The 24793-nt window shown below is 40.2% G+C and carries 21 protein-coding genes; 5 read left to right on the top strand and 16 right to left on the bottom strand.

Annotated elements, in window-relative coordinates; all coding sequences use genetic code 11:
- Positions 1-9: 9 nt before the first annotated feature.
- The 3 genes from ACXYSN_RS04170 to rlmD all read right to left on the bottom strand — a co-directional run bounded on the left by ACXYSN_RS04170 (position 10) and on the right by rlmD (position 4114).
- Positions 10-1746: an ABC transporter ATP-binding protein gene (locus tag ACXYSN_RS04170; protein ID WP_458636260.1), complete on the bottom strand. Its 1737-nt coding sequence runs from the start codon at positions 1744-1746 to the stop codon at positions 10-12.
- Positions 1747-1870: 124 nt separating this feature from the next.
- Positions 1871-2629 carry a triose-phosphate isomerase gene (gene tpiA / locus ACXYSN_RS04175; protein ID WP_006150433.1) on the bottom strand — a complete coding sequence of 253 codons (759 nt, stop codon included), beginning with the start codon at positions 2627-2629 and terminating at the stop codon, positions 1871-1873.
- A gap of 117 nt (positions 2630-2746) precedes the next feature.
- A complete protein-coding gene (gene rlmD / locus ACXYSN_RS04180; RefSeq protein WP_458636261.1) occupies positions 2747-4114 on the bottom strand; it encodes a 23S rRNA (uracil(1939)-C(5))-methyltransferase RlmD in 1368 nt (455 codons plus the stop codon).
- Between the two features lie 55 nt (positions 4115-4169).
- Here rlmD and ACXYSN_RS04185 point away from each other — a divergent pair, with 55 nt between their 5' ends.
- The 3 genes from ACXYSN_RS04185 to ntdP all read left to right on the top strand — a co-directional run bounded on the left by ACXYSN_RS04185 (position 4170) and on the right by ntdP (position 6354).
- The gene (locus ACXYSN_RS04185; protein WP_458636262.1) at positions 4170-4946 is read left to right on the top strand and encodes an aminoglycoside 3'-phosphotransferase; all 777 of its coding nucleotides are present in this window, start codon (positions 4170-4172) and stop codon (positions 4944-4946) included.
- 10 nt (positions 4947-4956) lie between these two features.
- Positions 4957-5733: a recombination regulator RecX gene (gene recX, locus ACXYSN_RS04190; protein WP_458636263.1), complete on the top strand. Its 777-nt coding sequence runs from the start codon at positions 4957-4959 to the stop codon at positions 5731-5733.
- An 87-nt stretch (positions 5734-5820) separates the two neighbouring features.
- On the top strand, positions 5821-6354 hold the full coding sequence (gene ntdP, locus ACXYSN_RS04195; RefSeq protein WP_004252157.1) for a nucleoside tri-diphosphate phosphatase: 534 nt from the start codon (positions 5821-5823) through the stop codon (positions 6352-6354).
- A 76-nt stretch (positions 6355-6430) separates the two neighbouring features.
- On the opposite strand, the gene ACXYSN_RS04200 is transcribed toward ntdP, so the two are convergent.
- The 5 genes from ACXYSN_RS04200 to ACXYSN_RS04220 all read right to left on the bottom strand — a co-directional run bounded on the left by ACXYSN_RS04200 (position 6431) and on the right by ACXYSN_RS04220 (position 11847).
- Entirely contained in the window at positions 6431-7198 is a 768-nt protein-coding gene (locus tag ACXYSN_RS04200) for an epoxyqueuosine reductase QueH (protein ID WP_254724449.1), read from the bottom strand.
- A gap of 67 nt (positions 7199-7265) precedes the next feature.
- Positions 7266-8465, bottom strand: a complete 1200-nt coding sequence (locus tag ACXYSN_RS04205) for an MFS transporter (protein ID WP_458636264.1) — start codon at positions 8463-8465, stop codon at positions 7266-7268.
- Positions 8466-8689: 224 nt separating this feature from the next.
- Positions 8690-10033, bottom strand: a complete 1344-nt coding sequence (gene asnS, locus ACXYSN_RS04210) for an asparagine--tRNA ligase (RefSeq protein ID WP_414259647.1) — start codon at positions 10031-10033, stop codon at positions 8690-8692.
- 150 nt (positions 10034-10183) lie between these two features.
- Positions 10184-11362 (bottom strand): pyridoxal phosphate-dependent aminotransferase, encoded by a 1179-nt coding sequence (locus tag ACXYSN_RS04215; RefSeq protein WP_458636265.1) that lies wholly within the window; start codon positions 11360-11362, stop codon positions 10184-10186.
- Positions 11359-11847, bottom strand: coding sequence for a cell wall elongation regulator TseB-like domain-containing protein (locus tag ACXYSN_RS04220; RefSeq protein ID WP_458636266.1), 489 nt, complete (start codon positions 11845-11847; stop codon positions 11359-11361). The genes ACXYSN_RS04215 and ACXYSN_RS04220 overlap by 4 nt, the downstream gene beginning before the upstream one ends.
- A gap of 262 nt (positions 11848-12109) precedes the next feature.
- On the opposite strand from ACXYSN_RS04220, the gene ACXYSN_RS04225 reads away from it, so the two are divergent.
- Entirely contained in the window at positions 12110-12658 is a 549-nt protein-coding gene (locus ACXYSN_RS04225; protein ID WP_458636267.1) for an NADPH-dependent FMN reductase, read from the top strand.
- 50 nt (positions 12659-12708) lie between these two features.
- On the opposite strand, the gene ACXYSN_RS04230 is transcribed toward ACXYSN_RS04225, so the two are convergent.
- Positions 12709-13899 carry an O-antigen ligase family protein gene (locus ACXYSN_RS04230; protein WP_458636268.1) on the bottom strand — a complete coding sequence of 397 codons (1191 nt, stop codon included), beginning with the start codon at positions 13897-13899 and terminating at the stop codon, positions 12709-12711.
- 214 nt (positions 13900-14113) lie between these two features.
- On the opposite strand from ACXYSN_RS04230, the gene birA reads away from it, so the two are divergent.
- On the top strand, positions 14114-15049 hold the full coding sequence (gene birA, locus ACXYSN_RS04235; protein WP_458636269.1) for a bifunctional biotin--[acetyl-CoA-carboxylase] ligase/biotin operon repressor BirA: 936 nt from the start codon (positions 14114-14116) through the stop codon (positions 15047-15049).
- Between the two features lie 60 nt (positions 15050-15109).
- Here the strand turns inward: birA and ACXYSN_RS04240 are convergent, their stop codons facing one another.
- The 7 genes from ACXYSN_RS04240 to pheT all read right to left on the bottom strand — a co-directional run bounded on the left by ACXYSN_RS04240 (position 15110) and on the right by pheT (position 24732).
- Positions 15110-16300, bottom strand: a complete 1191-nt coding sequence (locus ACXYSN_RS04240) for an acetate kinase (protein WP_235083873.1) — start codon at positions 16298-16300, stop codon at positions 15110-15112.
- A gap of 49 nt (positions 16301-16349) precedes the next feature.
- Positions 16350-17303: a class I SAM-dependent methyltransferase gene (locus ACXYSN_RS04245; RefSeq protein ID WP_458636270.1), complete on the bottom strand. Its 954-nt coding sequence runs from the start codon at positions 17301-17303 to the stop codon at positions 16350-16352.
- 96 nt (positions 17304-17399) lie between these two features.
- The gene (locus ACXYSN_RS04250; protein WP_458636271.1) at positions 17400-19007 is read right to left on the bottom strand and encodes a CTP synthase; all 1608 of its coding nucleotides are present in this window, start codon (positions 19005-19007) and stop codon (positions 17400-17402) included.
- A gap of 280 nt (positions 19008-19287) precedes the next feature.
- Entirely contained in the window at positions 19288-19863 is a 576-nt protein-coding gene (rpoE, locus tag ACXYSN_RS04255; RefSeq protein WP_458636272.1) for a DNA-directed RNA polymerase subunit delta, read from the bottom strand.
- Between the two features lie 177 nt (positions 19864-20040).
- Positions 20041-21240, bottom strand: a complete 1200-nt coding sequence (locus ACXYSN_RS04260) for an ABC transporter permease (protein WP_458636273.1) — start codon at positions 21238-21240, stop codon at positions 20041-20043.
- Entirely contained in the window at positions 21237-22130 is an 894-nt protein-coding gene (locus ACXYSN_RS04265; protein ID WP_458636274.1) for an ABC transporter ATP-binding protein, read from the bottom strand. Before ACXYSN_RS04265 ends, ACXYSN_RS04260 begins: the two co-directional genes overlap by 4 nt.
- Positions 22131-22326: 196 nt before the next feature.
- The gene (gene pheT, locus ACXYSN_RS04270; RefSeq protein ID WP_458636275.1) at positions 22327-24732 is read right to left on the bottom strand and encodes a phenylalanine--tRNA ligase subunit beta; all 2406 of its coding nucleotides are present in this window, start codon (positions 24730-24732) and stop codon (positions 22327-22329) included.
- Positions 24733-24793: the final 61 nt, after the last annotated feature.

The following is a 24793-nucleotide window of genomic DNA, read 5'->3' on the forward strand; positions in this document are numbered from 1 at the left end:
CTTTACCTCCTATTCTTCTGTTAGAGACGCATTTTTCAGCTGCGACTCAGCAATTTCTCGATAGATATCATTAGTCTCCATCAATTCTTCATGACGTCCACGACCAACGATTTCGCCCTTATCAAGGACGATAATCTGGTCCGCATCCATAATGGTTCCAACACGTTGCGCAACAATCAATACTGTTGCATCTTGAGTCACTTCCTTGAGACGACGGCGCAAGATAGCATCTGTACGGTAGTCCAAGGCTGAGAAAGAATCATCAAAGATATAGATATCTGGACCCTTGATGACTGCTCGAGCAATCGACAAACGTTGTTTCTGACCACCTGATAGATTGCTTCCCCCTTCAGCTAGATGCGTCGCAAAACCTTCTTCTCGACTTTCGATAAAGTCTTTGGCTTGGGCCACATCAGCTGCCTGGTGCAAGTCCTCATGACTGGCATCCTCTTTCCCGTAACGGAGATTGTCTGCGATAGTCCCAGTAAAAAGCAAGGCCTTTTGTGGAATAAATCCAATCTTCTGACGGAGTGATTTGAGACGGTAATCCCGAACATCAACACCATCGACCTTTATTTTACCTAGCGTAACATCGTAGAAACGAGGAATCAATTGAACCAGAGTAGACTTACCTGACCCAGTCGAACCGATAAAAGCAATGGTTTCTCCCGGTTTAGCAGTAAAGGAAATGTTATGTAAGACAGGGCTTTCTGTTTCCCCAGGATAGGCAAATGTCACATTATCAAATTCTAGATATCCATGAGTTTCTGTTTCTTGAATTCCATCCTCATTTGGATCAATGGAAATGGGCATGTCCATGATTTCCTTCAAACGTTCACTAGATACAGCAGTACGTGGATACATGGTAAAGAGGTTTGACAAGAAGAGGAAGGACAAGAGAGCGTGGAAACTATACTCGATAAAGGCCACCAAATCCCCAATCTGCAAATTTCCATGCTTCAGTGGATCAAGGGCAAACCAAACGATAGCCACAATCATAGCGATAATAATTTGCACAAAGAGAGGCTCTGTCAAACCAGTCAATTTGAACAAGCGATTGGAATTATCCGCATAAATTGCATTTTTCTCTTCAAAACGTTTTTCTTGAAAGTCTTCACGAGCAAAGGCACGAATCACTCGCAAACCCATCAAATTTTCACGTACATACTGGTTAATCTTATCCAGTGTTTTCTGTTGCTTTTCAGATAAGGGGCGCGTTTTTACCGCCACATAAATGACAACAACAGCTAGAAAAGGTACGGAAAAAGCGACAATCCAGGCTAGTGAAGGACTCGTCAAGAAAATCATGAGAATACTCGACAGCATCATCATGGGAGTGATAACACCCAACTTAAGCGTCTGTTCTGCAAACTGCATGAGGACAAAGGCATCACTGGTAATACGAGTAACTAGTGAGGATACTCCAATTTGTTCATACTCATGATGAGAATACTCTTGTAATTTAGCATAGACATCATTTCGCATGTCCTTAACCATATTGGTGGTCAGTTTACTAGCAGCGTAGGCTAGAACAATCCGCCCACATGTTCCCAAGACGATAATAACCAACATGATGATGGCCCAAAAATAGAGTTTATCCTGATCACCTTGGTTGATTCCCTGGTCAATCATGCGGGCCAAAACTGTTGGTAAACCTAGATTGACAATGACAAAGAAAATTGCCCCGAGAAAGTCTAACACTAACCACTTGGGATAGCGTTTGAGATAAGACCAAATATAAAGCATAATTCTCCTTTCTTTTTCTTCTAAAATGCAGAAAAGAGCGTGCTTTCGCACGCCATTTTACCAAAAAGAAGACAGGCAGTCTTAACCTCAAGAGAGGAAACTGTCTGTCTCAGATATTTGAGGCTTATTTTACAAAGTCAAGCAATGCCAAGAAGCTTTCTGGATCAAGTGATGCACCACCTACAAGAGCTCCGTCAACGTCTGGACAAGCCATGTATTCAGCAACGTTTTCAGGTTTAACTGAACCACCGTATTGAACACGTACTTTGTCAGCTACTTCTTGACCGAAGTCAGCAGCTACAACGTCACGAACAACTTTACACATTTTTTGTGCGTCGTCTTGTGAAGCAGATTTACCAGTACCGATAGCCCAGATTGGCTCATAAGCGATAACTGTTGAAGCTACTTGTTCTGCAGTCAATCCAGCAAGAGCAGCTGAAACTTGAGCACCTACGAATTCTGCTGCTTTACCAGCTTCATAAGTTTCAAGTGACTCACCACAACAGATGATTGGAAGCATACCGTTCGCAAAGATTGCTTTTGCTTTTTTGTTGATGTCTTCGTCTGTTTCGTGGAAGTAGTCACGACGTTCTGAGTGACCGATAACAACGTAGTCAGTACCGATTTCTTTCAAAACTTGTGGGCTAGTTTCACCTGTGAAAGCACCTGCATTTTCAAAGTAGCAGTTTTGAGCAGCAACTTTAAGGTTTGAACCCTTAGCAGCAGCAAGAACAGTTGTCAAGTCAACTGCAGGAGCTGCGATACCTGCTTCAACAAGGTCTGATGAAGGAAGTTTTGATGCTACAGCTTCAACGAATGCTTTTGCTTCTTCTGGGTTTTTGTTCATTTTCCAGTTACCAGCGATAAATGGTTTACGTGACATTTCACATACCTCTTTTTTCATTTTATTTTCTACTTATTTTATCATAAATAGAGGGAGCTTGCAAATCTTACTCTGTAACTAGAAGTCTTCTTTTCAAATACTTTCCAGTCATCTTTTCTATTTAGAAGATGATTCGCGCTTGGTCAATTTGACCACTGCTTCCGTCCTAGCCGTATGCGGAAACATATCAACGGACTGGATATAATGCAGGTCATAGACCTCTACCAAACGGACTAAATCACGCGCCAAGGTAGATACATTGCAGGAAACATAGACCATCTTTTCAGGAGCGTATTTGACGATGGTATCCAAGAGCTTATCATCTAAACCGGTACGAGGCGGGTCTACAATCAAGGCATTGGCACGATAGCCTTCCTTGTACCAACGAGGGATGATTTCTTCTGCTGTACCTGCCTCATAGTGGGTATTACTATACCCCATACGCTGGGCATTTGCCTTAGCATCCTCGATAGCTTCTGGAATAATATCCATCCCCCTCAGACTTTTAACTTTTTTGGCAAAGGCAAAACCAATGGTTCCAACACCACAATAGGCATCAATCAGATGGTCATTCTCATTTACGTCCAAGGCCTTAACGGCTTCACTATAGAGAATTTCAGTCTGTTCAGGATTGAGTTGGTAAAAAGCTCGTGGTGAGAGAGAAAACTCATAGTTTAATACACCCTCACGAATACTATCCTGTCCCCAAATAATCTCTGTCTTGTCCCCATAAATCTCACTAGTTTTAGCGGTATTGGTATTGACTGCGACAGTCACTACTTCAGGATAATCCTTGACTAAATCTTTCACAAATTGAATCAGGTTCAATTGGCGATTAGTCACAATGATAATCTGAACTTGCCCAGTTTTCCGTGCGCGACGAACCATGATGGTCCGAACACCCAGAATTTTCCGTTCATCTGTAATCGGAATTTGATGATAGGTCAAGAGTTCAGCAATGCGATTAGCAATTGCTTGTGTCTCCTTATCTTGAACCAGGCAGTCTTTTAACTCGACCAAATAATGGGAATTTTGAGCATATAATCCTGCCTTGACCTGGCCCTTAAACTTTCGAGTTTGGAATTGTAGTTTAGCTCGATAATATTTTGGTTTCTGCATGCCAATAGTTGGTCTAATCTCAAAGTTTTCATAGCCAGCAGGGGCAAATTTCTTTAGAGCTTGATGGAGAAGATCTGTCTTGAACTCCAGCTGCTTATCATAATGTAGATGCATGATCTGACAGCCACCACACTCATTATAAATAGTACAGTCTGGAACCACTCTAAACTTAGATTTTTTATTGACCTCAAGCAGTTTTGCCTCAACGTAGTTACGCTTAACAGAAGTCACCTGACAATAGATATCTTCACCCTTGAGAGCTCCTGGGACAAAAACGAGGGTTTTCTGATAAAATCCGATACCTTCCCCGTTAATCCCCATGCGCTTGATTTTTAATGGAATTTTTTGTTTGACTTTAAGACTCATAAGTCTATTATACCACGTAGTTTCTCAATGGTTAAGAATATGTTACAATAAAACCATGAATACAGAGACATCTCATTTTTCCCCATTGGATTTTCCTGAGCAATTACGAACTTATATAGAGGGGGCAACCCTTTCTGACAGCTCTTCTCATTCAAGAGCAACGGTTCTCTATCTTGACTCAGGTTACTATTTGAAAATAGATCGAAAGGGAAGTTTAGAGCGAGAAGCTAACATTGCGAATTGCTTTGAACAAGAAGGAATAGGAACTCCAGTCATCCACTATCTATCTACAGATAAAGACTATCTTCTGACGAAAGAAGCTATTGGTCATAATGCACTCGCTTTTTTAGACCAGCCAGAAAAAATCTGCCGAACAATGGCAGAGGCTCTTAAAAAGCTTCACAACTTAAACCCACAAAATTTTCCTTCAGAAAATCATTTAAAAGCCTATAAAGAAAGAGCCTTTAAAAACTATGAAAAAGGGGAGTTCTATGTCAAGGCGCTCCTACCCCAATTCCAGATTAACAGTCGCGAAGATGCCTTTCAACTCATCCAAGAACAAGGGCACCTTTTAGAAACAGATGCCTTTATTCACGGAGATGCCTGTCTACCAAACTTTATTCTTAAAGATGCCAGCCATTTCTCTTGTTTTATTGACCTTGGTTTGGCTGATTTTAGTGACCGACATATCGATCTCTTTTGGGCAGTTTGGTCCCTAAACTATAACCTGAAGGACCCTAAATACGCTGAACTATTTCTCGACTATTACGGGAGAGAGCTGATTGATAGCAACAAACTTCGACTCGTTGCTGCCTTTGAAGTATTCGGATAAAAGGAAAACCATGAAAATCACAAAACTAGAAAAGAAAAAAAGACTCTATCTGCTAGAAATTGACAAGGAGCAAACCTGCTATATTACAGAGGATACCATTGTTCGCTTTATGCTGACCAAGGATAAGGACATTAGTCCCGAAGAGTTTGCAGAAATTCAGACCTTTGCACAATTTTCCTACGGTAAAAATCTAGCACTCTACCACTTATCCTTCAAGGCTCGTACTGAAAAAGAAGTCCGAGATTATCTAAGTAAACATGAAATCGATGAGAACATCATACCTAAAGTCATCCAATCTCTAAAAGATGACAACTGGATAAATGACCGACAATATGCCTATGCTATTATCAACTCCAATCAGCTATCAGGAGATAAGGGAAGCTATATGCTGATGCAGAAGATTTCTCAAAAGGGAGTTGCTAAATCCATCATCCAAGAAGTCTTACAAGAATTTGATATGGCGGATGTCGCAGAGCGTACAGCCGAAAAACTACTGAAAAAATATCAGGGTAAATTACCTGCCCGCGCTCTACAAGATAAGATTATCCAAAGCCTAACCAATAAAGGATTCTCATACACTGAGGCCAAAATAGCCTTTGACCAACTAGATAGCCAAGTCGAAGAAGAAACTGTTCAGGAACTAATTTTTAAAGAGTTGGACAAGCAATATCGAAAATATTCACGAAAGTATGAAGGATACGAACTGAAACAACGTTTGACACAAGTTTTAGCAAGAAAAGGCTACGATTTTTCGGATATAGCCAGCGCTCTCAGAGAATATCTTTAACTTTTTCATGAAAAACTAAGAACTTTAAACAAAAATGTGATACAATAGTAAACGATAAACTTATAAATTGTAGAAAGTTGGTTAGTTATGAAACTTCCAAAAGAAGGCGACTTTATTACAATTCAAAGTTATAAGCATGATGGGAGTCTCCACCGTACTTGGAGAGACACCATGGTACTAAAAACAACAGAGAACGCTATTATCGGCGTCAACGACCACACACTTGTTACCGAAAGTGACGGTCGTCGTTGGGTGACTCGAGAACCGGCTATTGTTTACTTTCACAAAAAATATTGGTTTAATATCATCGCCATGATCCGTGATAATGGGATTTCCTACTATTGCAACATGGCAAGCCCTTATTATCTAGACGAAGAAGCTTTAAAATACATCGATTATGATTTAGATGTTAAAGTTTTTACAGATGGTGAGAAACGCCTCTTGGACGTCGAAGAGTATGAACGTCATAAGCGTAAGATGAATTATCCTGATGATTTAGACTATATTTTGAAAGAGCATGTTAAAATTCTTGTTGACTGGATCAACAATGAACGAGGCCCCTTCTCAGAAGCCTATGTCAACATTTGGTACAAACGCTACGTAGAACTAAAGAATCGGTAAAGTTGTCAGAGGTCAGGAACAAAATCCTGACCTCGTTTTTTATAAGCAAAAAACCTGCCTTGAGGCAGGTTTTCCTTTAAATATCTAACTTCGTAACAGTAAATTTGATATGCGAATAGTCTTTTTCGATATCCTTATCTACCATAAAGGCTGTTGCATCCTTCTTGACCTGTACCAAGTCAATATTTTGAGCTTGAGCTGCATAGACACAGCCACAGTAACATTGGCGATAAATGTCGTACTCTTCACACATTTCTACAGAGCGTTTGTAGCCTTGATTTTTCTTAAAATCACTCGGAAGATAGTGAGTGGTGTAGATTTTCTGCACATCAATCCCAATACTATTGATGGTTTGTGAATTTTTGTGAGGACTGATGGTTAGGGCTGAGCCAAAGTAGTCAAATCCTAAGTCCATAGCCACTTGTGCTGTCTTGTCCAAACGATAATCAAAACAGACCTTGCAACGGTCCCCACCTTCAGGTTCTTCTTCCAAACCTCGAACCAGTTTACGATATTCGTTTGGTTCATAAGGTGCTTCTAGGTATTGGACATGGTTACCAGTTCGTTCATTGAAATCACTGACAAACTTTTTAGTTACATAGGCACGCTTGTGATACTCAGCTTTGGGATGGATATTTGAATTTGCAAAATAGATGGTCACATCTGCATATTTGGTCAAATACTCTAGAGTGTAAGTGCTACATGGAGCACAACAGACGTGCATGAGAATCGTTGGTCTTTCTTCATTTTTTTCCCAAACTTGAACCATCTTTTGCATGACACGGTCATAGTTGATCTTTTGATTGGGATTCATCTTGCTTAGAATTTCTTCTACATCAATCATGCTCTTCTCCTTTTCCTCTTGCTATTGTACCACAGGATGATTCTTTGAGCAAATAGGTTTTCGTGCTTTACTCAGTTTTTAAGTCCTTGTCCAATACCTTGCCCATCCTTTTTAGACCGATTATTAAGATAGGGTAGGTTAAAAGCAAGATAAGACCTAGAACTAAAAAGACCGCTACAAGACCCCAACGATCAATCATCCAGCCTGTCAGTGGAAATATAACAATCATTGAAAGACTAAAGAGCATAGAATTGATACTAAGCATAGTTGCTCTTACACTAGACGGTAAATAGCCTTGTAAATCATTGAAATAGATTGGTTGATAGACTGCATAGAGTGTATCGGTTAAAAGATATACGAGAAGAAATGCAAAGGGAGTTCCAAAAAACACCAATAGTAAGGCCAAGCCCGTTAGTGCAACAAGAGTCGGAAAAACTCGATTGCTATTCCATTTTTTACCAATTTGACTAGCTACATAAACTGCTATAAGATTTAAGCCACTACCAATCAGCATGACCAGCGATACCTGCCATCCTGCTAAGTCACTTATTTTCTGCTGATAGTAAAAGTAAAACATACACATGAGTGTTCCGACTAGCTGATAAGTCATCATCCAATAAAAGAGTACTGGTTTTTCATGCCATTCTTTTCGAACTTGCAGGACAATCGTTTTAAAGGTTAAGACTTCATTTTTTTCTCTCTTAGCCATTGGTTCTTTCATAAAATAAATCAAAATGATAGAAAGAAATGATAATCCAATAGCAATTAGATAGGTCCAAGCCAATGCTCCGTGAATAAAGAAGCCTGCCACAACTGTACCTAGGGTTCGGGTGACTTCTGCCACACCAGACAAAAAGCTCGAAATCTGAAGATATCGGTCCTTTTGACCCGCTTCTACCGCAGAATCATATAAGAAAGCGGTGCTGGTTCCCGAGTCAAAATTATAGGACCAAGCACTGACCATCATAGCAAGAGCATAGATCCAAAAATTCCCCTGACCAAACAAAATCAAGATAGAGGATACAATACTGGCCAAGCGAGCCAAATAGAGATTAGTCTTGTAGCTAAATCGATCGGCCAACATACCAGAAGGGATTTCACATAAGAGACTTGTCCCATGAAAGATACTCTCTAAGAGACCGATTTGAAGCAAGGAAAGGCCATTCTGAATGAAAAATAAAATCCAAAAACTGGTAATCCCAAAATAAGATGTAAATTCCAGTCCTGCTAGGAGTGGAATGTTGCGTTTGTAAGTTCTTTTAAACATTGTTTTCTCTCTTTCAATAAGTAATATGATTGTTTCTAAAAGACTTACCTAGAGTTGCCTACATTTTCTCCACCTCTTTCATTTAAAGTAATACTCAATGAAAATCAAAGAGCAAACTAGGAAGCTAGCCGCAGGCTGTACTTGAGTACGGCAAGGTGAAGCCGACGTAGTTTGAATTTGATTTTCGAAGAGTATAAAAACGCCAGACGGCGTTTTTATAGTTATTAAGGTTTGATACGGTGCAACATACGTGGGAATGGAATGGCTTCACGGATGTGTTTTGTACCAGCTGCGAAGGTTACCATACGCTCGATACCGATACCAAATCCACCGTGTGGTACTGTACCGTATTTACGAAGGTCAAGGTAAAATTCATACTCTGTACGATCCATGCCAAGAGATTCCATCTTCGCAACAAGGGCATCGTAGTCTTCCTCACGCATAGAGCCACCGATGATTTCTCCGTAACCTTCTGGTGCGAGCAAGTCTGCACAAAGAACGCGGTCTGGATTACCAGGGACTGGCTTCATGTAGAAGGCCTTGATAGCTGCTGGGTAGTTCATGACAAAGGTTGGTACACCAAAGTGGTTTGAAATCCAAGTTTCATGTGGTGAACCGAAGTCATCACCATGCTCGAGATGTTCATAGTCAGCGTCTTCATCGTTTTCATGCTCTTGCAAGAGATCAATGGCTTGATCGTAAGTGATGCGTTTGAATGGCTCAGCAATATAGCGTTTCAAGAGCTCTGTATCACGTTCCAAGGTTTCCAAGGCTTGAGGAGCACGATCTAGAACACCTTGAAGCAACGCTTTAACATAAGCTTCTTGCAAGTCAAGTGACTCATCGTGGGTCAAGTATGAATACTCTGCATCCATCATCCAGAACTCAGTCAAGTGACGACGAGTCTTAGATTTTTCAGCACGGAATACTGGACCAAAGTCAAATACGCGACCAAGGGCCATAGCACCAGCTTCCAGATAAAGTTGACCTGATTGGCTCAAGTAAGCTGGTGTTCCAAAGTAGTCCGTTTCAAACAATTCAGTTGAATCTTCCGCTGCATTTCCTGAAAGAATTGGGCTATCAAACTTCATGAAGCCATTTTTATCAAAGAACTCATAAGTTGCATAGATAATAGCATTACGGATTTGCATGACAGCTACTTGTTTGCGTGAACGCAACCACAAGTGACGGTTGTCCATCAAGAAATCTGTACCGTGTTCTTTTGGAGTGATTGGGTAATCTTGAGATTCACCGATAACTTCGATGTCTGTAATATCGAGCTCGTAACCAAATTTAGAACGCTCGTCTTCTTTAACAATCCCTGTCACAAAAACAGAAGTTTCTTGGCTTAGGCGTTTGATGGTGTCAAATTTTTCAAGACCTACTTCTTCTCCAAATTTTTCGATAAAGTTTGGTTTAAAAGCTACACCTTGGAAAAAGGCTGTTCCATCACGCAATTGCAAGAAGGCAATTTTCCCTTTTCCTGACTTGTTAGCAACCCAAGCACCGATAGTCACTTCTTGACCAACGTAGTCCTTTACTTCGATAATTGTTACACGTTTTGTCATCATTTATCTTCCTTTATTCGTTTAACTTGTCCAAAGACATTATTACCCACTATTGTACCACAAATAATGCCTGATAGCTAGCTAGTTTGACAGAAATTCATAAGTTTTTAAAAATAAAAACCTCCGTTATTAAGACGGAGGTTAAGCTTCTTATTTTTCCATAAATTGGTGCAAACGACGAATGGCTTCTTTAAGAGTTTCCAAGTCTGTCGCATAGCTGAGACGGACATTTTCTGGTGCTCCAAATCCAGCTCCTGTAATCAAGGCCAGACCAACTTCCTCAAGAATAGCCGTTGTAAATGCTGTTACGTCTGTATATCCTTTCATCTCCATAGCTTTTTTAACATTTGGGAAGAGGTAGAAAGCTCCTTGCGGTTTGACAACCTCAAATCCAGGGACTTGGCACAAGAGAGGATAGATGGTATTCAAACGTTCTTCAAAAGCTTGGCGCATGGTTTCTACAGAGTCTTGCGGTCCAGTTAAGGCCTCGATTGTTGCGTATTGAGATACAGCAGTTAGGTTAGAAGTTGTTTGACCAGTCAATTTACTCATGGCAGCAATAATTTCTGGATCACCCACTGCATAACCAACACGCCATCCTGTCATAGCATAGGCCTTAGACACTCCATTGATGACAATGGTTTGCTTACGAATAGCTTCTGACAGACTTGAGATTGGGACGAACTCATTCCCGTTATAGACCAAACGACCATAAATATCGTCTGCAAGAATGAGAACATCGTGTTCAACTGCCCAGTTTCCGATGGCTAAGAGTTCCTCACGAGAATAAATCATCCCAGTCGGATTAGAGGGTGAGTTTAGTACCAAGACTTTGGTCTTATCTGTTCGAGCTGCTTCTAATTGCTCTACAGTTACTTTAAAGTGATTGTCTTCCTTGGCTTGGACAAAGACTGGAACACCACCAGCCATTTTCACCTGGTCACCATAGCTGACCCAGTATGGTGTTGGAATAATGACCTCATCGCCTGGATTGACCACAGCCATAAAGAAAGTATAAAGGGAGAACTTGGCACCTGTAGCAAAAGTGACTTCATTTGCTGCCACAGAATAGCCATAATAACGTTCAAAATAGGTATTGACTGCTGCTTTTAACTCAGGCAAACCCGACGCTACCGTATAGAAAGAAGCACGCCCATCTCGAATGGCTGCAACAGCAGCGTCTTGAATATTTTCAGGAGTATGAAAATCGGGCTGACCTAAAGTTAAGAAAAGAACATCTTTTCCTTCAGCCTTTAACTTCTTTGCTCTTGCATCACTAGCCAGAGTGACACTTTCTTCCATTTCTAATACACGCTTGGATAGTTTCATAGCTTCTCCTTTTCGATTAGGGTACCAGATTCAAAATCTACTAGATAATAGTCTCCTCCAGACTTGATTTCCCAGACAGGTTTATTAGCGTACCGTCCGAAAGTAATCTTGTCGATCTCAGTTGCTCCTTTTTCTTTGACAACTGCTTCTGCTTTTTCTTGAGAAGTTCCATTTTCTAGTTGGTAAACATAAATATTGTTGTTGCTTTTTTCTATTAAAACAGCAATGGGTTTCTGATTCTTATCTTGACCAAGAACACTGTAATAGCTTTCTAAACCATTAAAAATATCAATCTGGTTAACCGTTTCTAGATTCGCATACTGCTTAGCAAGTCTTTCACCTTCTACCTTTGCAGTTTGATAAGGTTTCATACTAAGCCATACCAAATAGAGAAAGGAAGAAGTCACAACTAGAGCCAGCAAGGTTAGCCCAATAGTATACTGAAATAATAGGGAATTTTTTTCTTTTTTTTGTCTCTTTTTCACTCGTCTATTTTACCATCTATCCAAGTGAATTACAAGTGAATAAAGGGAGGGCTTCTTGATATCCCAGATGTTGTTAGACTTTCAAACTAAAGCACTAACCATTGATTCCACAGGCTTTTCTGCATGCGTCATTTAGAAATTTAATCTTACAATTCATTGATTTTTAATTTGTGAGCAAATGATTTGCAAATGATTATCATTTGTTGTAACATATATTGTAACAACAGATAAAACTCTGATTAAAATTTAAAGGAGACATCCTATGTCTAAAAAAGTATTATTTATCGTTGGTTCACTTCGTGAAGGTTCTTTTAACCACCAAATGGCCCTAGAAGCTGAAAAAGCTCTTGCTGGAAAAGCTGAGGTAAGCTACCTTGACTACTCAGCCATTCCTCTCTTCAACCAAGAACTTGAAGTTCCAACTCTTCCATCTGTTGCGGCTGCTCGTGAAGCTGTTTTAGCTGCTGATGCCATCTGGATTTTCTCTCCAGTCTACAACTTCTCAATTCCTGGAACAGTGAAAAACTTGCTTGACTGGCTTTCACGTGCCATCGACTTGTCTGATACCCGTGGAGCATCTGCTCTTCAAGATAAGATTGTTACAGTATCTTCAGTTGCGAATGCAGGTCATGATCAGCTCTTTGCGATTTACAAAGACCTCTTGCCATTCATCCGTACGCAAATCGTAGGTGAATTTACTGCAGCTAGTATCAATGATTCTGCTTGGGCAGATGGTAAATTAGTTCTCGAAGACAGCGTTACTGCTTCTTTGAAACAACAAGCAGAAGACTTGCTTCAGGCTATTCAATAATTGCAACAAAAAGAAATAGTAGATATGGAAATTTCTACTATCTTTTTTTGTTAATCAACAAGTTCTGCAATCATACTATGTTTGAGTGGTAGACTACACATCACTAGAAGGAAGATAAATGAAGACTGAACCCAGAAGAGGGCCAAGTCAAATATTCCATGCACAGCTACGACTGTTAAAAATGAAAGATAGAGTCCAAGAATCGGTCGTTTACTTGGTACTTGACTCATATCAATTAATTTTCGGATTGGGTCTGAAGAGGCAATCCCTAATAATACCGTCCCTACTACACCGTAACTCAGGATCGTATCGATATAGATACTGTGGGCATGTTCATGATAAGGTGCAAAAATACGTGGATAAGAGTGCATATAGGTTAGTGGACCTTCTCCCCAGAAAGGGTTTTGTTTGAATAAGGTCATCCCCGCATTCCAGATAGACACACGTTCTTCCATAGATGAATCAAGTGTTCCCATTCGAACTCCTAAATCACTCGAGAAGAGAAAGGCCAAGCCGATACCAAAGACTCCAATACTTAACCAGAAAGCACGCCAGTTTTTAATGGTAGTGAAAAGATAAATAATCGCACCAAATATGATAGCTGGAAATGCCGTTCTATTTTGAGTAAAGTTGAGCCCGAATAAATTCGCAAAGATTGCAATCACTGAGAAGATTTTCAACCATCTTAATCTAGTCGTACTTATCAGATAAAAACCAATCATGATACAGAAACAACAGATAATCCCATAATAGTTAGGATTAAAGAAGGCTACTTCAGCCCGATTCTGATGCCAAACCTGCATCTTTGGTGATAAGAAGGTATAATCAAATTTCTTAACAATTTGAAAATGCTCTAGAGCTGCGAAAACTGAGGCTAACACACTAAGCGATAAAATCCCTTGTAATACCAATCTAAAAAATTTAGGAGTTAGATGAGCCTGGTAATAGTAAAAGAAAATCGCAAAGAGGAACATTCCTAAAGTAGCAACCATCCCCATGACATTTTGAGCCAGAAGAGAGATGACACCACTATAGCCAATAAATAAAAGAAGAATAGCATGGTTAGAGAGTCGTTTTAGAATCCCCTTCATTTCTCCTGTAAATATCAGACCTATTAAATAAGCGATAAAAATAATGACGAAAATATAAAAAGGCAAGAAAATACTTAGAATAACAGCTAGCAAGATAAGTTCTTGCTTAGAGAAGCCTTTCAATTTTTCAATGATACCTATTGATTTCACAACAGATCCTTTCTCTCTGTGCCTTAGAGCTCAGATATATAAACTATTAAAACATTTTACCATTTTTCAAAGAATTTGAAAACCACTTTTTCTATATCATCCTAACTAAAACTTGGTAAAACTTTATAAGAAACGAGGATTCCTCTCATAAAAGCAGTCTATCTTTTGTAAAATTATGGTACAATTAAATTAATTTTCCCGGAAAGGCTCTACCATGAAATCTTACCAAGAAGTTTATAAAATATTAGCTAGTGAAACTGATTATTTAAGTGGAGAAAAAATTGCTGAACTATTAAACCTCTCTCGAACTTCTGTTTGGAAAGCGATTCAGCGTCTCCAACAGGAAGGTTTAGAAATTGACAGCATCAAAAACCGTGGCTACAAACTTCTTCGTGGAGACCTTATCTTACCTCAAGAAATCGAAAACAACAGCCCTATCACTGTTCAATTTAAACCTATCACCAAATCGACCCAGACTGATGCTAAGGAGGCCATGGAAGCTGGTACCAAAGGAGATACACTCTACCTCTCAACTAGCCAAACGATGGGCCGTGGTCGATTTCAGCGTCCCTACTACTCTCCAGACAAGGGGGGAATCTATATGTCCCTCCACCTAAAACCTAATCTTTCTTATCTAGATTTACCAGCTTACACACTCTTGACTGCAGCTGCTATTTATAAGGCTGTTAAAAATTTGAGCTTAATTGATTTAGACATCAAGTGGGTAAATGATCTGTATCTAAATCAGAAAAAAATAGCCGGTATCCTAACAGAAGCCATTACTTCTATCGAAACCGGACTTGTTACAGATGTTATTATTGGTGTTGGAATCAACTTTTCTATCGCTGATTTTCCCAAAAATCTGCAAGGAAAAGCTGGAAGTCTCTTTTCTCAAAGCAGCCCCATTACTCGCAATGAATTGATTGCTGAAATTTGGAAATGTTTCTACGAAACAGATGCCGATGAGCTACTTTATCTTTATAAAAAACAATCAATTGTTTTAGGAAAAGGAGTTTCCTTCAAGAAGGATCAGGAAATCATCTCAGGAAAAGCATGTGACATTTCGGATCAGGGCCAACTGCAGATAGAATTAGCCACTGGTGAAAAAATCTGGCTCAATAGCGGTGAAGTTTCGCTTACCAAATGGTAAATACTCGTCAACAATATAAAAAATCGACCTCTCTATTGAGAAGGTCGATTTTCTTATCGTTTATTTTTTCAAACGTTCAACATCACGCGCAATAACAAGTTCTTCATCAGTTGGGATGACAAGGACACGAATTTTTGCAGCATCTGTAGAGATGTCTCCAGTTACACCAAAAACATTTTTCTCTGGATCTACATCACAACCGAACCAAGAAATACCAGTGATAACTTTTTCACGTACATCAGCTGCATTTTCACCAACACCAGCCGTAAAGATGATAGCATCAGCTCCGTTTAGGACTGCCAAGTATTGTCCAATATGTTTTTGGATACGGTCAACGTACATTTCAAGAGCCAAGGTTGCATCAGGATCACCTGCTTCCATCGCTGCTTCTACATCACGCATGTCACTAGATTTACCAAAAATACCTTGTAAACCTGACTCACGGTTCAATACATTGATTATATCTTCTGGTGTATTAAAATCATTTGTATGTTCCATAAGGTAAGGAATGATAGCTGGATCGATATCACCAGTACGTGTACCCATCATCACACCTGCAAGTGGTGTGAATCCCATAGATGTATCAACAGATTTTCCACCCTTAACCGCAGTAATAGAACCACCGTTACCGATATGACATGTAATTAATTTTAATTCTTCAAGTGGACGTCCCAACAGTTTTGCTGCTTCTTGAGCTACGAATTGGTGGCTAGTTCCGTGAGCACCATATTTACGAACTTTATTTTCTGTGTAATATTTAGTTGGCAGTGGGTAGCGGTAAGCTTTCTCAGGCATAGTTGAGTGGAAAGATGTATCAAAAACAGCAACACTAGTTACGTTTGGTAACAATTCCTTGAAGGCGCGAATTCCGGCTACGTTAGCTGGAGTATGTAGTGGTGCAAGTAGACCCAACTCTTCGATTTGAGCCAATACGTCACCTTCTACTACTACAGAGTCTGTAAAGACTTCACCACCAGCAACAACACGGTGTCCAACTCCTGTGATTTCATCGTAAGATTTGATAATATCAAAACGAATCAAGTCATCAAGCAAAATTTTAACAGCAACAGTATGATTTTCAATATCAGTGATTTCTTTTTCAGCACGACCATCGAATTTAACTGTTGAGATAGAATCTTTCAAACCAATGCGTTCAATTAAACCTTTAGCAAGAACCTGTTCTTCTGGCATTTGATACAGTTGCCATTTCAAACTTGAGCTACCGGCATTAATTGCAATTGTTTTAGACATAATTTTTCCCCTTTTTTAAGCGTTTTCAACTATTATATCAAAATTTACATTAGATTTCATGTTCTTGACACCAATTTTGAAAATTTTCCTTAAATTCCATCAAAATTTCAGGGGCACGAAGACTCGTAAGTGGATAAACAAATGGTTCAATCGCTTCTCCCGTCTTCTTCTGTAGAACAAAAATTGTTTTAGACTGAGCTCCGTGTGCAAAGAGATCATCTGGTAAAGCTATGATTGCTACTAGTTGGGCTTTTTCAGTCAGCCATGATTTTAAAAGTTCACTCTGAGGACTCGTCAAAAGGTCCGTTGGAGCTAGAAAAATTGCATAACCACCTGTCTTAAGATACTTGAGTGATTGTTCCATTAACAGATGATGAGCATAGGTATGTTCATCTTTAGCTGCTACTTGATAACGCGAGGCTGTCTGATCATCTGGGTAGTAGCCGACCGGTAGATCGCTCACAATAATATCACTTTCTTTTAATACTTGTGGACGCACTGCATCTCCTTGGACAAAGCCCATTTGTAGATCCATAACTTCAGCCATGCTTGCTGCCAAATCAATCAAGAGATCATCTAGCTCTATTCCAAGGTAATCAACCTTTTTGTTCATGGATGTTAAGAAGATAGCTCCCAGAATGCCCATTCCAGAACCTAACTCTAACAGACTTAGATCTTCAGTAGGACAAAGCTGTTCTATGATAAAAATCATCAAGTGACCAATGGCATCTGGCGTGAACTGGTGGTTGGCTTGAAGAGGTTCTGTTTGCGCTGCCTTCATTAACAAAAATTGATAGGTCCGTAGCCACTCCTCTTTTCGAAGTGCCAAACGTTTTAAGGCATGGTTATTTTTTTTGACTTGTTCCAGATTGGTTTGACCATCTAGATAAATCCCATTTTGTTCAATCAAGGCGTCATAAAAGCTAGTCGCCAAATCGTTTTGAATGATTTGGACATTTTCTAATAAATAGGTATATGCTTGTTCAATTTTTTCAAAATCCATAATCTTATCTTACCAAATTCAGAGCTGATTTTCCAGATTTTCATGATACTGAAATCAAATAAAAACCTCTGAGTTGACTCTCAAAGGTTTATTCTACTATTTACGATTTTCAACTGCAGCTGTCACAAAAGCAGTGTAGAGTTCTTCTGGACGGTTTGGGCGACTTGAAAGCTCTGGATGGTACTGACAAGCCACAAAGAATTTGTTTTCTGGGATTTCAACAATTTCGACCAAGCGATTGTCTGGTGAAACACCTGAGAAGACAAATCCTGCTCCTTCAAACTGTTCACGGAAAGCATTGTTAAATTCATAACGGTGACGGTGACGGCGTTGCACCACTTCTTTGTTATGATAAGCTGCAGCTGCCTTAGAACCACGTTTTAACTTAGAAGGATAAAGTCCCAAACGAAGGGTACCTCCCATGTCCTCAACATCAATCTGATCACGCATGATATCGATGATAGGGTATTTGGTATCAGGATTTAGCTCTGCTGAATTAGCTCCTTGAAGACCTAAGACATTACGGGCAAACTCGATACAGGTCAACTGCATACCCAAGCAGACTCCCAGCATTGGTACATCATTTTCACGCGCATAGCGAATCGCTTCAATCTTACCTTCTGTTCCACGTTGACCAAAACCACCTGGAACGATGATGCCGTCAGCGTCCGATAGGAGTTCTGCCACATTCTCAGCTGTCACATCGTTGGCATTAACCCAATCAATCTTCACTTCTGCATCATTGGCATAACCAGAGTGTTTCAAGGCTTCAACAACGGAAATGTAAGCATCTTGTAACTCAACATATTTACCAACAAGAGCAATCTTGACTTGTTTTTTGAGGTTCATGACCTTATCAACCATAGCTGACCACTCTGTCATATCTGCTGCAGGTGCATCAATTTTCAAATGGTCACAAACGATTTGATCCATACCTTGTGCTTGCAGATTAAGTGGGATTTGGTAAAGATGATCCACGTCCAAGGACTCAATAACTGCTTCTGGTGCCACATCACAGAACTGGGCTAGTTTATTTTTAATCCCTTGTCCAGCTGGCTTTTCAGTACGGATGACCAACATATTTGGTTGAATACCCAAACCACGCAATTCTTTAACAGAGTGTTGAGTTGGCTTGGTTTTCATTTCACCAGCTGCCTTGAGGTAAGGAAGCAAAGTTGTATGGATATACATAACATTATCAGCACCGACATCTGCCTTCATCTGACGAAGAGCTTCTAAGAATGGAAGGGACTCGATATCGCCGACTGTTCCACCAACCTCTGTAATAATGACATCAGAGTCTGTCGTAAGAGCAGCACGCTTGATTTTTTCTTTCAAGGCATCTGTAATATGAGGAATAACTTGGACAGTTGCACCCAAATATTCACCGCGGCGTTCCTTACGAAGAACTTCGCTGTAGATTTTACCAGTTGTCACGTTTGAGTATTTATTGAGGTTGATATCGATGAAACGTTCATAGTGACCCAAGTCCAAATCTGTCTCAGCCCCATCATCAGTTACAAAGACTTCCCCATGCTGATATGGGCTCATGGTCCCTGGGTCTATATTGATATAAGGGTCAAATTTTTGAATGGTCACCTTCAAACCACGGTTTTTTAAAAGACGTCCAAGGCTCGCTGCAACGATCCCTTTCCCAATAGACGACACCACTCCACCAGTTACAAAAATATATTTCGTAGACATAGATTCCTCTTTCTAAAATGCTCAAGGTCCTGCTCACTAGTAGGGGAGATAGAAAACAAGACCTTCATCAATAACCACAATCCAGGATAAAAGTTCCTGGAAAATCAAAAATAGCTCCCTAATAACTAGGGAGCTCCGACCTCTAAAAGAGGTGCCCGAACAATATCTTACCTCAATTTGACTCATTTGTCAAATCAAATTGACTATCAGATTTTAGTGTCTTACCTTCAAGTATGAACAATCATTAAAAAAACAAGGAAATTTCCCTTGCTTTTTTGTATTATTCTTCTTCATCCTCAGAATCTTCGTCATCTTCTTCATTAAGATCGACATCTTCTCCAAGATCATCTGGTGCAATTTCGTTGATTTCAGCGTCGTATGCTTCTACTTCGTTCTTCTCATCATCTGGATTTTCATCATCATAAGAAAGAGCTGGATCTTCTTGGTAGGCATCTTCATCTTCTGGATCATCTGCGCCATAATCAATGGCATCAGCATCTCCGTCCATGAAGGCATTAACGCGTTTTTTCTTAGCTTTAGGAGCTACTTCCTCATCATCACTTTCCTCAAGCGCAATGATTTCTTCGTCAATTTCATCTACTCCATACCATGAACGAAGACCCCATTTGTTATCTCCAAGAGAGATGAAGCTACCATCAAAGTTCAACTCTGTATAGAACAAAGGTAGTGCTTCGCGAATATCGCTATTAGAGGTACCAAGATAGTTTTGGATTTCATTAACCAAATCGCTAAAATGCATCTCGTGATCACGACCACGTTGTTCCAAGATGGCACGAGCCACCTCAATCATAGATAGTTCACTTTTTTCTTGCCCAGCAAATACTTCTAATTCCAAAGCGTTTCTCCTCTTTTTTTACTACTAACGCCAGAGCAAATAAACTCTGGTCTCATTTTATCACGTACTCTTTATTGTACGATAATTTTCTTTATTAGTCAAAGGTTTAGAAGAAATTAATGTGAAATATTTCAGCTAATTGAAAGACCTGGGAGATACACTCTCAGGTCCACTACTTTATTTATAGCTCAAAGCTCGTTTAAAGGTTTTCCAGATGCCTAAGTCATCTGTTTGAAGGACTAGGCTGGCATACATACGTCCGATAAAGGCTGTTGCAGTCACGGCAAATACAACTGTTATAGCAAGCGAAATCCATGCTTCTAAACTACTTGCATAACCATTAATAGCTCTAAAAGGCATAAAGAAAGTTGAGATAAATGGGATATATGAGCCAATCCTCAAAACCAAATTATCTCCAGATGTTCCTAAGGCAGTTACTCCAATAAATCCTACCATAATTAAAAGCATCAAAGGCGACAAGGCTTTACCAGAGTCTTCAGGCCGAGAAACCATCGAACCTAGAAAGGCAGCCAAAACCACATACATAAAGAGACTGACTAAGACAAACAATAAGGTATTGACCGAAAAGGCTTCTCCCAAATGGCTTAAAATACCTGAATTTGCTAATAAGGGCATATCTTTAAAGAATAAGATTGCTCCAAGTCCGCCTACAATATAGATACCAATATGAGTCAAAATGACAAGAAGTAAGGCAATCATCCGTGCGTAGAAATAATGGCTAGCACGAATACTTGAAAATACCACTTCCATAATTTTTGTTCCTTTTTCACTAGCTACCTCTTGAGCAGTGACACTAGCATAGGTAATCAAAATCATATAAAGAAACAAACCTAGTCCTGCAGCCGCAAAGGTCTGAACCATCTTTTTATTTTCCTTGGCTTCATCTATCTGCTCTGTGAATTGAATTGTTTGCGCCAAACGTTTTTCCTGTTCCTGAGACAAATTTGCTTCTGAACGGTTGAGTTGGGATTGAAGTTCATTCAACTTAGCAGTCACAGCTAATTTAATGCCACTCTCTAGTGAAGTCTCTCCATAATAGACCGCCTTAAGTACACTATCTTCTTGATCAATGGTCAGATAACCTTTTATTTTCTCATCCTTGATGGCTTCTTGGGCACTAGCTTCATCCTTATAGTCAAAGTTAATGCCATTTGTCGATTTAAGACCCTCTGTTACAGCAGGGACCGAACTAACAACTGCCACCTTATTATTCTGAGTTAGGGAGGAACCTTGGAGATACCCGATTCCTCCAGACAAGCCGATAAAGAGAAATGGCGAGATTACCATAAAGAAGAAACTCCAGGATTTGACATGACGTAGATAGGTTTCTTTGATTACAACCAACATATTTCTCATACTTCTACCCCTGATTCTAGTTTAAAGATTTCATCGATTGTCGGAGCTTGTTGGTCAAAGGTGGCAATGTAATGTCCTTGTGTCAAGATTGCAAAAAGCTCCTGACCAGCATTTTCGTCATCTAGAATAAGCTTCCAAATCCCCTGCTTGGTCAAGCTAGCATGAGTGACATGAGGGAGATTTTCCAAGTCTTCCTGAGTTTTTTCACTTGCAACAAAAAGTCGCGTTTTACCGTATTGATTACGGACATCTTGGACTGGTCCATGTAAGACTACACGCCCATCACGAATCATCAGGATATCATCACACAGCTCTTCGACATTTGTCATGACATGGTCAGAAAAGATAATGGTCGCTCCACGTTCTTTTTCTTTGAGGATAACCTGCTTGAGCAACTCGGTATTAACTGGATCTAAACCACTAAAGGGTTCATCGAGAATAATCAAATCTGGTTCATGCATTAAAGTAATGATGAGCTGAATCTTTTGTTGATTCCCTTTTGAGAGACTCTTGATTTTATCTGTCAATTTTCCTTTAACTTCCAGCTTTTCCATCCATTGAGGGAGTTTTTCTTTGACCTCTTTTGCATCCATGCCTTTTAATGTTGCCAAATAACGCACTTGTTCAAGAACTGTCAGCTTAGGCATGAGACTACGTTCTTCGGGTAAATAGCCAATCCGAGCATAGGTTTCCTGACGAATTTCCTGGCCATCAAACTGAATCTCTCCCTGATAATCCAAAAATTTCAAAATACTGTGGAAAATAGTTGTTTTCCCAGCTCCATTTTTCCCAATCAGACCCAAAATACGTCCTGACCGTGCTTGACAATCTACACCAAATAAAACTTGTTTAGGACCAAAGCTTTTTTCAAGATTGCGGATTTCTAACATGTTCCACCTCCTACGAATCTTATCCTCATTATACTCCTTTTTTTAGCCATTACAAGGATTTATGTACATTTTTATAAGTAGAATTTGCTAGGAATTTTTTATACAAAAAATAATAAAATTCACATTTATTTATCTTTCCAATACCATGCATTTACCAAGATAAAAAAATCCATCCCAAGGGATGGATTGAAGGTTCTTAACGCACTTCTGCATTCACTTTTTCTTCGAGAGAAGCTTGGATTTTTTCCATGTAGCGTGCGACTTCTTCATCAGTCAAGCTATCTTCTGGATTTTGGAAGGTCAAGCTATATGCCATTGACTTCATACCAAGTCCTAGTTTTTCGCCAGAGAAGACATCGAAGAGTTTGATATCAGTCAAACGCTTCACGCCTGCAGCTTTGATGGCATCGACCACTTCTTGGTGGGTCACTTCAGCTTTGAGGAGAAGGGCGATATCACGGCTCACCGCTGGGAACTTGGTGATTTCCACAAATGGAGCGGCTGGTTGAAGGGCTGCTTCGATAGCTGAAAGGTTGAGCTCTGCTACATACGTCTCTGGAATATCATAAGCCTTGGCCGTAACTGGATGCACTTGACCGAGGAAACCAATCACTTGATCACCGAGTGAGATCAAGGCTGTACGTCCTGGGTGGAGACTCTTGATTTCTTGTGTTGCTGTATAAGTCACCTCAAGACCCAAGCGAGCAAAGAGGGCTTCAAGAATTCCTTTAGCATAGAAGAAATCAACAGAGACTGCTGGTGTTTGGAAGTCTTTTTCAGCAACTAAGCCAGTCAAAGCAAAGGCAAAGCTATTGATTTCGTTTGGCAATTCTTCTTTTGGATTACCCGTTTGCTCAAAGACTTTTCCAATCTCGTAAAGAGCCAAGTCTTTGTTCTTACGAGCTACGTTGTAAGCAACGGTATCCAAAATACCTGAAACCATATTTTGACGGAGGACTGAACGATCAACAGTCATTGGCCACATAAGCTCTGTTAAGTTGCTTGGTGTAGTCGTAAATTCAATCGCTTTTTCAGGAGTTGTCAGAGCGTAGGTAATGATTTCAGTCAGTCCTGCTCCTTCCGCAATGGTGCGAACTTTACGACGCAATTTTTGAGTAGCAGTCAATTCACCGGCTGTCCCATCATCTTTTGGAAGACTAGTTGGCAAGCGATCATAGCCATAGATACGAGCGATTTCTTCAAAGAGGTCAGCCTCGATAGTGATATCCCAACGACGACGTGGTACGCTTACTGTGAAGCTATCTGCATTCCCAGAAAGGCCAAATCCAAGACGACGGAAGACATCTTCTACATCCGCGTAGGAAAGCTCTGTACCAAGGACACGGTTGACGTCAGCAAGAGTTGAAGAAACTTTCACATCAGAAGTGTCAAGCTGACCTGCTGAAACAATGCCCTTACGTACTGTTGCACCTGCAAGCTCTGCAATCATGCTGGCTGCTGCATCAAGGGCTTCATTGACAGTTGCCACGTTGATGCCTTTTTCAAAGCGAGAAGAAGATTCAGAACGAAGGTTGAGGCGACCACTGGTCTTACGGATAGATTTGCCATTGAAGACAGCAGCTTCAAGGACGACACGATTAGATTTTTCAGAGATTTCTGTAGCCTGACCTCCCATAACACCTGCAAGAGCAACTGGTTTGTCTGCGACAGTGATCACTAAGTCATTTGTTTCCAACTCACGTTCTTCACCGTCCAAGGTTACCAATTTTTCACCAGCACGTGCTTCACGCACACGGATCTCGCTTCCTTCAAAGGTATCCAAGTCAAAGGCATGCATCGGCTGACCAAAGTAAAGAAGGATATAGTTGGTCACGTCCACCACGTTATTAATCGGACGGATTCCTTCATTCATGAGAAGGTTTTGCAACCATTGTGGACTTGGAGCGATGGTAACATTGTCCAAGATACGAGCGGCATAGTATGGCGCCTTGTCTGTATCAATGCTGACAGAAAGAGCGTCAGCTGCAGATTCATTGGTTTCTGTTAAGGTAAATTCTTTGAAGTTGACTGCCTTGTCATAGATGGCTGCCACTTCATGAGCGACTCCACGCATAGAAAGAGCGTCTGCACGGTTTGGAGTGATAGAAAGTTCAATAATTTCGTCATCCAAGTCGAGATAAGAAAAGACTTCTTCTCCTGGAACAGCATCTTGAGGCAAGATTTGGATCCCATCTGCAAATTCTTTCGGTACAACAGAGTCAGAAATCCCCAATTCACCAAGGGAACAGATCATCCCAAGTGACTCCAAGCCACGGATTTTCCCTTTTTTGATCTTGTAGTTGTCCGCGATGCGAGCACCTGGAAGAGCTACCATGACCTTGATGCCTGCACGCACATTTGGTGCTCCACAGACGATTTGACGAGCTTCTTCTTCGCCAACGTTAACCTGACAAACATGGAGGTGAGTTTCTGGCACATCTTCACAAGACAAGACCTCACCGACAACAATTTTTGAGAGACCGGCAGCCGGTGATTCCACACCTTCTACTTCGATCCCTGTAGTTGACATTTTCTCAGCCAACTCTTGTGATGGCACATCAATGTCCACCAATTCTTTTAACCATTTGTATGATACTAACATAATTTAGTTTCCCAGAATGACCGTTGCCACTCTAGTTTTTTTCCTTTCCTATCATTTCATA

This window comes from Streptococcus sp. V869, assembly GCF_054353515.1.